Origin of the sequence: Paenibacillus sp. GCM10027627, assembly GCF_042675505.1 — a bacterium.
Lineage (GTDB): Bacteria > Bacillota > Bacilli > Paenibacillales > Paenibacillaceae > Pristimantibacillus.
The window spans coordinates 234,937-246,653 of sequence record NZ_JBHTHB010000002.1 but is presented as its reverse complement, the minus strand read 5'-3'; the positions used below and the strand labels follow the sequence as shown (position 1 = coordinate 246,653).

The window sequence follows — 11,717 nt, the reverse complement described above, 5'->3', positions numbered from 1 at the left end:
AAATGTATAAAAATCATTCTTTTTAATAATTTATTAAAATGGCTTCACCACCCTAAAGTAGTAATTATTGTATATTTTTATACTACTTTTGATTGTTATTTTCGTCAATATGGGATACAACTCAACGAAAGGAACGAACCCTTTCTTAAACCAAGAGGTTATTTGTGCATGGCGCAGGGAGAAAATAGGTTGCGGCTGGAAAATTTTACACTTTACATCATCAATGTTCTAGTGTACTATTCAGATATAACACTAAGACACCAACACAGTGTCACACGCAAACAAAGTGGAGGAGATCGATAGATGATGGCAACGAAGCAAGAGCAAGGCGGTAACTCGGTTGTGCTTCAACTGAACAATGTAACGAAGCGCATCGGCGGAAAAACGTTAGTGAACGGATTGTCGTTTGAAATTTCCAAAGGCGAGGTTGTGGGTCTGCTTGGACCAAACGGCGCGGGCAAAACAACAACGATTCGAATGATTGTTGGCTTGATCAGCATGACAGAAGGCGACGTTCATATCGGCGGTCACAGCGTAAAAGGGGATTTTGAAAAAGCGATTCGCCATGTTGGCGGTATTATCGAAAATCCGGAATTTTATTCCTATATGACAGGCATGGACAACTTGAAGCAATATGCCCGGATGTCGCCGGGAGTTACGGTGGACCGGATTATGGAAGTGACGAAGCTCGTAGGCTTGCAAGGGGCGCTCGACAAAAAGGTAAAGGCGTATTCGCTTGGTATGAGACAAAGGTTGGGTATTGCGCAGGCGCTGCTGCACCGTCCATCCGTTCTCATTTTGGATGAGCCGACAAACGGACTTGACCCTGCGGGCATCCGTGAGATGCGTGAATATATGAAGAGCATTGCGGAGAAGGAAGGCATCGCGATTTTGGTTTCGAGCCATTTGCTGTCCGAGATCGAGCTGATGTGCAACCGGGTCGTTGTTATTCAATCCGGCAAACTTATAACGGTTCGTTCCATCGGCGGGGAAGAGGAAAAGGATCAATCGAAAGTGAACCTGTCTCTGCAAGTGAGCGACGTGGATAGCGCAAGAGAGGTGCTGAGCAGCATCAAGGAAGTGGAGCTGGACACTTCGGCAGGGGGCGCAACCGACCGGATCGGGTTGACCGCGCCGCATGAAAGCATTCCTGGCATGATCTCCGCTTTGACGGCTGCCGGCATTGGATTGTATAGAGTAGAAGAGAGAAAAGCTACGCTTGAAGACGAGTTTATGAAATGGACGGAGGGGAATCGCATTGCTTAATTTTACAGCTTTGCTCACGAACGAATGGATTAAATTGTATAAGAAAAAATCGTTTTTTGTATACTTTGCGATTATGGCCGTATTTGTTGGGATTGTGACGTATGTCGCGCATCGCGGCTGGATTGACGGGGTTGACAGCGCGTTTAAATTTGCTGAAGTGGTTGTGAATATGGGGACGGCTGGACAAATCCTCCCAATCATTGCTATCATTGCAATGGCGAACATCGTTCCGCAAGAGTTCAGCATGGGAACCATTAAGCTGCTTCTAATCCGTTCACAGAGCCGATCCAAAATTTTGGCTTCTAAATATATCATTTCCTTGATCTTTACGCTTGTCCTTGTTGCCGCTACTTTGGTCATGAGCCTAATTGCCGGCCTAGTGCTTTACGGCTTTGGCGGAGGCGCGGATCTGCTGCCAAACATTGCTGAAAACATGTTGTATTTGATCCTCTATACTTTCGCTTTTGTGACTCTGACTTTTATGCTTGGCGTATTGACAAAGTCTAACGGTGCGACGATTGGTATCTCCATGTTTTTTATGATGGTGATCGGCTTGTTCAATCTTCTTTTGGGACGATACGAAATGATTAAATTTTTTCTGCTCCCGAACGTTGATTTGTCCGTCTATCAGAACGGCGGCACAATGCCGCATGGCATGACGCTAACGTTTTCGGTCTCCGTATTTGCGGCCTATATGATCGTATTTCTTTTCTTAAGCTTCTTCACATTTAGAAAACGCGATGTATCCTAATGCTGACTGCGGCAGGTCATCGAAAAGGAGCATGGCCCATCGTGACTATCGAATTCGACAACAACGCCCCTATCTATATTCAAATAATGAATTACATTAAAAAACAGATCGTCATCGGCAAGCTGGGTCCCGGATCAAAAATCGAGTCCGTCCGGGATCTCGCTTCCGAGCTCCAAATTAATCCAAACACGATCCAGCGTACGTTTCAAGAACTGGAGAGAGAAGGCATAGTAGAGACGAAACGCGGCTTAGGCCGATATGTAACGGATGAGGAGTCGACAATCATGCGAATAAAGAAGGAAATGGCGTCTGAGCTTTTGGATCGTTTTGTTAGCGGAATGAAGGAGCTCGGTTTTTCTGGCCGAGACATCATTTCGCTTGTTTCGGAAGCGGTTGAATCGGGTTCAAGCAACAAGGAGGGCGCTTAGCATGGGTCCTGTACTTCAGATGACTTCCGTTAGCAAGCGTTACGGATCGAAGGAAGCGTTAGAGGATATTACGTTTAAGGCGGAAGCCGGCCGAATTATCGGACTTCTCGGCAGCAACGGCAGCGGCAAAACAACCTTGATGAAAATGGCATCGGGTCTATTGCAGCCGACAGCCGGTGAAATTCGAATTTGCGGGGAAACCGTAGGTACGAAATCCAAGGCAATGACCGCCTTTATGCCTGATCAGCCGTTGACGGAGCCCTGGATGAAAGTCCGGGACGCCGTTTCGTTTTTTGGCGATTTTTTTACCGATTTTGACCGTACCAAAGCGAAGGAGATGCTCTCCTTTATGGGATTGCAGGATAAGGATAAAATCAGCTCGCTGTCCAAAGGCATGAACGAGCGCTTGCAGCTGACGCTGACCCTGTCCCGCAATGCAAGGCTTTATTTGCTCGATGAGCCGATAGGCGGCGTCGATCCCGTCGCTCGCGAGAAAATTTTGGACGCTATTGTGCAATATTATAGTGAAAACAGTTGTCTGATCGTATCTACGCATTTGGTCAGCGATATCGAACGAATATTTGACGAGGTGCTTTTTATCAAAAACGGAAAGTTGCTGCTTCAAGAGGATGTCGATCAAATTCGTATGAAGCATCGTAAAAGTGTCGTCGACCTGTTCAAAGAGGTGTATGCCGAATGATCAAGCTGCTTAAATACGATTGGATTAAAAATGCGAACATTTTTACGGCCGGTCTCATCATTTTGGTGCTGGCGCAACTTGCGCTGGCCGCTGTCGGCTGGAAAAACGGCTGGAATACCGAAAGCGTGTTTGCCGGAGCCACCGGTTTATATGCCGTGGGAGCACTGCTTGTGTTTTTGATGGCATGCCAAACGTTTAACGACAATTTAAAAGCTTACAGCAGAAGGCTGCTGCCGCTTCCAACACTTTATACGATTGCCACCCCGATCATTTTGCTGTTTGCCGGACAACTCGTCATCGGAGTGTTGTTTATTTTTCACGATTGGATAGCGTTGCCGGTTAACGTGGATGGAGAGATGTATTCATTTACAAAAATTGTGTTTGATAAAGTTACGACGCTTGGGACGGTCAGCTTTATCATTGCGTATTTGTGGGTTACTTTCACGATTACGATCATCATTTTTTTCTCTATCGCCTTTTCCCGAACAATCGACGGCAAAGCAGGAGTCTTCTTTGGTATTCTGGTGTGCGCAGCGCTATTTATTTTCATCCCGTGGATGGAGCGGCTGTTTATTCCTAATTCTCCTTCCAGCGCCGAAAAAACCGGTTTTATCAGTTTTGATGTGTTTGAGCCGGGCGAAATCGAAGGTTCAGACATGCTGGCATCTCCGCAAATATTTACGTTCGATTGGCTGGATATTAAGGTGGCGTTGTTTGAAATCGCCATCGTTTCGCTGCTTGTGTACTGCATTGTGTACATGATCAACAAAAAAATGAAGTTGTAACAAAACTTGACGCATATTGTCGTAGCCTACTCTTTCCAGTTCGTATATAATACAGGCTGTAAGCGAATCGGATTAGTGAAGGAGAGTAGATGCTGGAATGTATGCACGTATCCATCAGCATGTCGAAAATGTCATATGGGAAGGGGCAAAAAACGCTCCTTATTACGCTATAACGTTCGATGACGGCCCTTATATTCTCCCGGTAAGCCTATGGCTTGACGCTTTGGAGGCGGAAGGAGCCGTCGGAACGTTTTTTTTCACTGGGGAGTGGATGGACCGTTTCCCCGAGCAAGCCAAGGAGATCATTAGACGGGGACATGCGCTCGCGCCCCATTCTCATTTCCATCGGCGCATGGCGCAAATTCCGAAGCCTGTTTTTCAAGAAGAGCTGAAAGCTGCAGAGCTTGCTTATCAGGAGGCGACCGGACTGCCGTGTCCTGCCTATATGCGCTTTCCTTATTGCAGCTTTGACGAAGAAAGATTGGAATGGCTGAAGGAATGGGGATATTACGACATTGAGGGCCAAGATTCCGGCGACTGGATGGGCATTTCCGCAGGTGAAATTGCACAAACGCTTATTCCTCATTTGGAGAACGGTTACATTGCAGTTATGCACAGTAATGATATTGCAATAGGTTCACCTGGAGTCATGAAGCCGCTTTGCGATGCGGCGAAGGAGCTCGGCTTGACGTCGGTTCCGGTTCCGGCTATTTTGGAGACGCTCGGAATTCCGGTGCTTTATAGAAGATGGAAAATCGTAGTTGAAGTTCCGTCCGAAGCGATCGGCTATCTTGATTATCCGGCGGATAACTGGAGTACAGTCGTATCGGACGAACAGGTGCAAATGAAAGGGCTTGCGTCACAACTACCGGCTTGGGGAGTTCACTATCATGTAAACGGCCCTGAGACAGAAGAGCAGTGGCTTGCGCAATTGCAAACTTCGCTTCCTGGCGGATTGCCAGGGGAGTTGAATCCTTCTCAGTGGTTCGGCGTACGGGAATTTGACGGCAGCTACTGGGGTTACGCGCGTGCCTATGCTTTAAACGATACATTTGTCATTCACGAGCATGCTTCTAAAGAGTTTCAGGCGGATACGCTTGTTTATTTGCTTCGCTGGTCAGCACTGCAAGCGGTGGAAGCGGGCCTCACCCGAATTGAAGCGCGCCAAGACATCCGCAGAATGCTTCGCATGTGCGAGCAGCTTGGCTGGAAGGCTGAGCTGGTGCTGGATCAAGACTCCTATGAATAATTGATTAGCATAAAAAAGCGTCCTCTAAAACCGGATTGTTTCCGGTGAAGAGGACGTTTTTTTTTGTCGTGGATTGGTCGCGGATGAATGAAAAAACAAGCTCCAAAATTGGGATGGGCTGCATAGGATGAAGGAATGGGCCTATGAGGGCCAAGAGAGGAGCGAGGGTATGAACAGACGAACCATCACGATCATTTCGCTCGTTTTATATGTGGTTTCCGCAGTGGTGCTGACGGTCAGCGCCGTACTTCATTGGGAAGGCTAAAGTTGACGGATAGCTTGCTATCATTTTGTTGATTTCATTTTGCGGTATTCAACCGGCGAAATGCCTTTGCTCTCTTTAAATGTGCGGGAGAAGGTTTTGTAAGAGCCATACCCTACCTCCATAGCGATTTCTGCGACGCTCATCTCCGTTGAGGCAAGCAGCCCGCATGCGTGTCGGATTCGGAGATCGCGCAAAAAATGAAGAAACGTTTGGCCGGTTGCCTCCTTGATCAATTCGCTGATGCGCGAGACGCTTATCGAAAATTGGGAGGCCAAATCGGACAAAGCGAGCTCATCCTGATAATGCCGATGAATGTGATGAATAATTGGCCAAAGGGAGCCGCTTTTTTTGCCTTCGGCCTCATTCGTGCTGCTCAAGGCGGGGCTGTCTCCGCTTTGACGGGCTCGGTCGAACAGCACTAACATTTCTTTGAGCCTCAGCAGCAGCATCGTTTGCCGCCAAGGGCGGCTGCCGGAATACTCGGCATACATATCTTCAACTAGAGATTTCATTTTATCGTTATCGGCCCCGGTCAAATGAACAAACGCGGGCGCTCCGGCACGGTCGATCAATGTCAGCAATCCTTCGCCTGCGCCGGCATCCATCAATAAATCCATGCTGAACATACAATTGTATAAATGCAGTTGACCGCCTTTTGCGGTGAACAGCTCGTGCACTTGATAAGGGAGGACAAACGTGAACGTGCCGGGCGTCATCTCATGCTTTTCTTCATTAATCGTTTCGTAGCCGCTTCCCGCCACAACATATGAAAACTCAAGAAAATCGTGACGGTGCGCGCGAAATCCGCTGGGCAGCTTGTTAAGGCTGATATGAAGCGGACTGTTCGTATTCATGTTGGGATAAGTTTTTAAATAATCCGGGATGTAAGTCATAACCGGGATGTCCTCCGAAAAAGTGGGATATATTCCGAAAAAACGAGGACGCTTCCGCCTCCCGTTTATTTTAACATAAACATCATAAGGGCTAGCGCCTAGTGTGGAACGATAGAGATTAATTTTTTGAGGAGGCGTATGGAATGGGGATTGGAAATAAAATTAGAATCGGTATTATCGGCGCGGGCAACATTGGGGGCGTTCATGCGGCGGAGTTTTCCAAGTTATCGGACCTTTGCGAAATTACGGCGATTACAGACGCTTATCTTCCTTTGGCGGAGCAAAAAGCGGCGCAATACGGAATAGGAGCCGTTGCGGAAAGTCCTGAGCAATTGATTGCTCGCGAGGACGTGGATGCCGTTGTGATCGGGGTGCCGAATCAGTTCCACGCTTCGCTTGCGGTACAAGCTATTGAAGCGGGAAAACATGTGCTTTTGGAAAAGCCGATGGGAATTAACGAAAGTGCCGCCCGCGATATTTTGAAGGCAAGCAGGAAATCGGATCGCGTCGTGATGGTGGGGCATCAAATGCGCTGGGAAGCGGTGCCGATGGTCATTAAGGAGCAAGTCGAACGCGGCGAGCTGGGCCGTATTTATACGGCGAAGGCGGGCTGGTTTAGACGCAAAGGCATTCCGGGCTGGGGCACTTGGTTTACAAGAATGGATCAGTCCGGCGGCGGACCGCTGATCGATATAGGCGTTCATATGCTCGATTTGGCGCTTTATTTGATGGGCAATCCGAAGCCGGTTTCCGTTTACGGCTCCACGTACGCCGAATTTGGGCCAAACCGGAAGGGAATCGGAAATTGGGGCAAGCCGGATTGGAACGGCGTTTACGATGTCGAAGATTTGGCTACCGCTCTTATCAAAATGGAGGATGGCAGCACCTTGTCGCTTGAAGTCAGCTGGGCGGTTCATATGGAAACGGACAATATCCCGTTTATCCATCTGATGGGCTCGGAAGGCGGCGCCAGCTATAAAGGCGGACAAGGAAAGCTGCTGACGGAGAAGTTCGACCGCCCGATGGAGACGGATATTGTGAAGCCGAGCGTGGACGAAGGGGAACGGGCAAGGTTGAGCCGCCATTTCCTTGAATGCATCAAGGATGGCAAAACACCGATTACATCGGCGCTGTCGGGTTATACAAACAACATGATTTTGGACGCCATTTACGAATCTTCGAGAACAGGGCATGAAGTGATTCTGAATTGGGATCTGGAGGATTAGAGGGGGAAGTGACCATGCATAAAGGCTTAACGAGAGCGGGCTTGGGCGCTGTTGAAGGTCCTCGCCATCTAATCGAGCTAGCAGGACGAAGCGGCTTTCAGTCGGTCGATTTGGACGCCAAATCCTTATTGGACCTCTACGGTTTGGAGGAGTCTCTCCGCATTCTGGAGGAAAATCGGGTATCGATCGGCTCCATCGCTTTGCCTGTGGAATGGCGCGGGACGGAGGACAAGTTTTTGGAGGGGTTTCAGGATCTTGCCTCCCATGCCGCTGCGGCAAAAGCGCTCGGTTGTGCCAGATGCTGCACTTATATATTGCCTTCTACGGACGAACCCGCTGCGTCTTTTATGGCGGCGGCGATCAGAAGGCTGCGCTTATGCGCTGTTGTACTTGGCGCTTACGGCATTCGGCTTGGCCTCGAATTTGTCGGTCCGCATCATTTGCGCACGAGATGGAGCCATCCGTTTATTTGGACAATGAAGGATACGCTTGATTTGATCGATTCCATTGGCGAATGCAATGTTGGGCTGCTGCTGGACAGCTATCATTGGCATACGACCGGACTTGGCGCAGACGATATCGAATCGCTTGGAAAAGAGAGAATCGTTCATGTTCATCTGAACGACGCTCCGGCTGTCCCGGTGGAAGAGGCGCTCGATAACGGGAGGCTTTATCCCGGCGAAGGTGTCATCGATTTGGCGGCATTTCTAAAAGCGCTTCGAAACATAGGCTACGATGGACCGATCACGCAGGAAGTGTTGTCGGCTTCGCCTCCTTCGGGTACGCCGGAGGAGCTGGCGGAGAGATCGAAGCTGGCGTTTGACCGTGTGTTTGAAGGGGCGGGAATGGAGTCCGCTTAAATAAATATGAGTTAGGCTCGTATACCATTGCCGATCATAAGAATTGCTTTCCCTGAAATGGGAGGGCAATTCTTTTTTTGGTACATAACGGCGCTGCAAATAACAAATAATGAAGGGGAAGGAAGTGTAAGGAGGAATCTGTAGTGGCATCCAAAGAAACTACCGCTAACCGATACAAAAAAATGTCCATGTCGCCAAAAGAATATCAGGCTTACGCGAAGGATAAAGAACCGCCTCGGTCCATTTTTGGCAACTGCCTTAAAGCGTTTGTTGTCGGGGGATTGATTTGCGTGTTGGGGCAGGCGATTTCGGAGCTGTTTATGCATCTCATGAATATGACGCCGGAGCAAGCCAGCAATCCAACCGTCGCGGTTCTTATTTTGCTGTCCGTCATTTTGACGAGTCTTGGCGTATACGATAAGCTGGCGCAGTTTGCCGGCGCCGGATCGGCCGTTCCGGTAACTGGCTTTGCCAACTCGATGTGCTCCGCGGCGCTTGAGCACCGAAGCGAAGGACTTGTGCTTGGAGTCGGCGGCAATATGTTTAAGCTGGCGGGGGCGGTTATCGTTTTTGGTACGGTTGCGGCCTTTTTTGTCGGCATCGCCCACCTTATTTTGGGTACTGGGGGGCAATAAGATGCTGCGCGGCAAACAATCCTGGTGGTTCGAAAACAAGCCGGTCATTATCGGAGCAGCGACGGTTGTAGGACCGGACGAAGGGGACGGGCCGCTTGCCGCCGATTTTGACCTTGTCCATCCCGAGCTGGATATGCAGCAGAAAAGCTGGGAGAAGGCGGAGCGGCTGCTTCTGGAGCAGGCGTCCGAATTTGCTATCCAAAATGCAAGGCTTTCGCGGGAGCAAGTTGATTTTTATATCGGCGGAGATTTAATGAATCAAATTATAAGCAACAGCTTCGCCGCCAGATCGCTGGGAGCGCCTTATATCGGGGTGTTTGGCGCCTGTTCGACGTCGATGGAGTCGCTTGCGCTTGCCTCGCAGCTTGTGGATAGCGGAGCGGCGAATTATGTGCTGGCCGGCACTTGCAGCCATAATTGCACAGCGGAGAAACAGTTCCGCTATCCGACGGAATACGGCTCGCAGAAGCCGCCGACGGCACAATTTACGGTAACGGGCGCAGGAGCCGCCATGATCGCAGCGACGGGAGAAGGTCCCGTTGTGGAATGCGCGACCATTGGCAAAGTTGTCGACCTCGGCATTACCGATCCCTTTAATATGGGGGCGGCGATGGCGCCGGCGGCAGTTGATACGATACAAGCCCACTTTAACGATACGGGCCGGACGCCGGGCGATTACGACTTGATCGTGACGGGTGACTTAGCCGGGGTCGGTCATCCTATTGCCAAAGATTTGCTGCTGCAAAACGGCGTCCCGATGGACCATACCGTCTTTGGCGATTGCGGTCTTATGGTATTCGACGTCCAGAAGCAAAAGGTGCAGGCGGGAGGCAGCGGCTGCGGCTGTTCCGCGGTAGTTACGTATGGTCATTTGCTGAAAAGGCTGCGGAAGGGCGAACTGAAGCGAATTTTGGTGGTGGCGACCGGAGCCTTGTTGTCCCCTTTGTCGTTTCAGCAAGGGGAGAGCATCCCGTGTATTGCACATGCGGTAGCCATCTCTGCGGAAGGGGGGCTTTCAAAATGATTTTTTTATGGGCATTCCTTGTCGGAGGAGCCATTTGCGTCATTGGGCAGCTGATGTTCGACGTGCTCAAGCTGACCCCGGCCCATACGATGGCTACGCTTGTTGTCGTCGGAGCGATCGTCGACGGACTCGATTTGTACGAGCCGCTCGTCAAATTTGCCGGGGCGGGAGCGACGGTTCCCATTACAAGCTTTGGCAACGCGCTTGTGCACGGCGCTTTGACCGAGCTGCACAACTCCGGGTGGATCGGCGTCATTTCGGGCATTTTTAAGGTGACGAGCGCCGGTATTTCGGCAGCGATCATCTTTTCGTTTCTGGCGGCGCTCATTATTCGGCCGAAGGGCTGATTGATGGGGCGGCGTTAGCAACGGGACCGTCCCTTGCAAAAGTTCAGCTTATGAAAAAGTCATATAAGCGAAATTTGTCTCTGGCCGACCGCAAGGCTGCCGCAACGGGACAAGTTTCCTTTATGGCTTTTTTTTCGCCTATGATTGCCTGTACGCGGCAAGCAACTTTTTAATTTCCATTTCGTCTAATGAATGGGGACAATGGAACTATGTGCATTCTGTGGGATTCTCCAATTAATTTTGGAATTCGGCTATTTGTACAGAACAAAGGTCCTACTGTAAAATAAAACTAGTTAAGCGAATATGGTCACTTATTCCGGGAGGTAATGTCATGAATATCCGCACTGCTGACATGCAATTATGCTCATCGATTCTACGAAACTTGGATGCTTGCATCCTGGGAAAGCACGAGGAAATTGAAAGATTGCTTATTGCGGTGCTAGCTGGCGGCCATGTGTTATTGGAAGATGTGCCGGGCACGGGGAAGACGCAACTGGTTAAGGCGCTCGCCAAAACAATAGGCGGCCAGTTCCGCCGAATCCAGTGCAATCCGGATTTGCTCCCTACCGATATTACAGGCGTTTCTATCTATCATCCTAAACAAGAAAGTTTTATATTCAGGCCGGGACCTGTTATGACCAATATATTGCTGGCGGACGAAATCAACCGGGCGACGACGAAGACGCAGTCTGCTTTGCTGGAAGCGATGGAAGAAGGCCATGTGACCGTTGACGGCGAATCGTACGAGCTTCCGCTTCCTTTCATTTTGCTGGCCACCCAAAATCCGATTGAATTCGAGGGAACGTATACGCTTCCGGAAGCGCAGTTGGACCGGTTTATGATGAAGCTGTCTCTGGGGTACCCGACCGAGCAGGACGAATTGCGCATGATCGTCTCCAAAGAAAGCTGCCATCCGTCGGATCGTGTACAGCCTATTTTGGAAATTGGGGATATGCTGCAAATTCAGAAGCAAGTGCTAAACGTCCATGTCGACGACGCAGTGGGCAAATATATTGTAGATTTGATCAGAGCTACAAGGGAGCATAACCATGTGCTGCTTGGAGCGAGCCCGCGTGCGGCGATTGCCATGACTAGGGCTGCAAAAGCAAGCGCTTACCTCCACCAGCGCGATTTCGTTACGCCGGACGATGTCAAATCGCTGGCGCCGTATGTGCTCGCTCATCGTCTTTTGCTGCGCACGGAGGCGAGAATGAACGGGCAGCGTCCTGAGGACGTGGTCGCGCAAGTGGTGCAATCTACGAAAGTGCCGGTTCGGCTAGAGCGCTAA

Annotated in this window: 13 protein-coding genes; 12 read left to right on the top strand and 1 reads right to left on the bottom strand. The window is 49.9% G+C overall.

Going from position 1 to position 11,717, the window contains the following annotated elements:
- Positions 1-303 precede the first annotated feature (303 nt).
- From ACFQZE_RS09180 to ACFQZE_RS09155, 6 genes are all read left to right on the top strand, one after another.
- Positions 304-1,266 (top strand): ABC transporter ATP-binding protein, encoded by a 963-nt coding sequence (locus tag ACFQZE_RS09180; RefSeq protein ID WP_379356016.1) that lies wholly within the window; start codon positions 304-306, stop codon positions 1,264-1,266.
- Positions 1,259-2,017, top strand: a complete 759-nt coding sequence (locus tag ACFQZE_RS09175; protein ID WP_379356014.1) for an ABC transporter permease — start codon at positions 1,259-1,261, stop codon at positions 2,015-2,017. Before ACFQZE_RS09180 ends, ACFQZE_RS09175 begins: the two co-directional genes overlap by 8 nt.
- 41 nt (positions 2,018-2,058) lie before the next feature.
- Positions 2,059-2,445, top strand: coding sequence for a GntR family transcriptional regulator (locus tag ACFQZE_RS09170; RefSeq protein ID WP_379356012.1), 387 nt, complete (start codon positions 2,059-2,061; stop codon positions 2,443-2,445).
- Between the two features lies 1 nt (position 2,446).
- Entirely contained in the window at positions 2,447-3,145 is a 699-nt protein-coding gene (locus ACFQZE_RS09165) for an ABC transporter ATP-binding protein (RefSeq protein ID WP_379356010.1), read from the top strand.
- Positions 3,142-3,930 carry a hypothetical protein gene (locus ACFQZE_RS09160; protein WP_379356008.1) on the top strand — a complete coding sequence of 263 codons (789 nt, stop codon included), beginning with the start codon at positions 3,142-3,144 and terminating at the stop codon, positions 3,928-3,930. The genes ACFQZE_RS09165 and ACFQZE_RS09160 overlap by 4 nt, the downstream gene beginning before the upstream one ends.
- A 97-nt stretch (positions 3,931-4,027) precedes the next feature.
- On the top strand, positions 4,028-5,179 hold the full coding sequence (locus ACFQZE_RS09155; RefSeq protein ID WP_379356006.1) for a polysaccharide deacetylase family protein: 1,152 nt from the start codon (positions 4,028-4,030) through the stop codon (positions 5,177-5,179).
- Between the two features lie 285 nt (positions 5,180-5,464).
- Here ACFQZE_RS09155 and ACFQZE_RS09150 read toward each other — a convergent pair whose 3' ends face one another.
- Positions 5,465-6,337 (bottom strand): helix-turn-helix domain-containing protein, encoded by an 873-nt coding sequence (locus tag ACFQZE_RS09150; RefSeq protein ID WP_379356004.1) that lies wholly within the window; start codon positions 6,335-6,337, stop codon positions 5,465-5,467.
- A 143-nt stretch (positions 6,338-6,480) separates the two neighbouring features.
- Here ACFQZE_RS09150 and ACFQZE_RS09145 point away from each other — a divergent pair, with 143 nt between their 5' ends.
- The 6 genes from ACFQZE_RS09145 (at position 6,481) to ACFQZE_RS09120 (ending at position 11,717) form a co-directional block, all read left to right on the top strand.
- Complete coding sequence (locus ACFQZE_RS09145) at positions 6,481-7,563, top strand: Gfo/Idh/MocA family protein (protein ID WP_379356002.1); 1,083 nt, start codon at positions 6,481-6,483, stop codon at positions 7,561-7,563.
- A gap of 14 nt (positions 7,564-7,577) precedes the next feature.
- Positions 7,578-8,423: a sugar phosphate isomerase/epimerase family protein gene (locus ACFQZE_RS09140; protein WP_379356000.1), complete on the top strand. Its 846-nt coding sequence runs from the start codon at positions 7,578-7,580 to the stop codon at positions 8,421-8,423.
- A 182-nt stretch (positions 8,424-8,605) separates the two neighbouring features.
- The gene (gene spoVAC, locus ACFQZE_RS09135; protein ID WP_379356994.1) at positions 8,606-9,058 is read left to right on the top strand and encodes a stage V sporulation protein AC; all 453 of its coding nucleotides are present in this window, start codon (positions 8,606-8,608) and stop codon (positions 9,056-9,058) included.
- Between the two features lies 1 nt (position 9,059).
- A complete protein-coding gene (gene spoVAD / locus ACFQZE_RS09130) occupies positions 9,060-10,082 on the top strand; it encodes a stage V sporulation protein AD (protein WP_379355998.1) in 1,023 nt (340 codons plus the stop codon).
- Positions 10,079-10,429 carry a stage V sporulation protein AE gene (gene spoVAE / locus ACFQZE_RS09125; protein WP_379355996.1) on the top strand — a complete coding sequence of 117 codons (351 nt, stop codon included), beginning with the start codon at positions 10,079-10,081 and terminating at the stop codon, positions 10,427-10,429. Before spoVAD ends, spoVAE begins: the two co-directional genes overlap by 4 nt.
- A gap of 331 nt (positions 10,430-10,760) precedes the next feature.
- Positions 10,761-11,717: an AAA family ATPase gene (locus tag ACFQZE_RS09120; RefSeq protein WP_379355994.1), complete on the top strand. Its 957-nt coding sequence runs from the start codon at positions 10,761-10,763 to the stop codon at positions 11,715-11,717.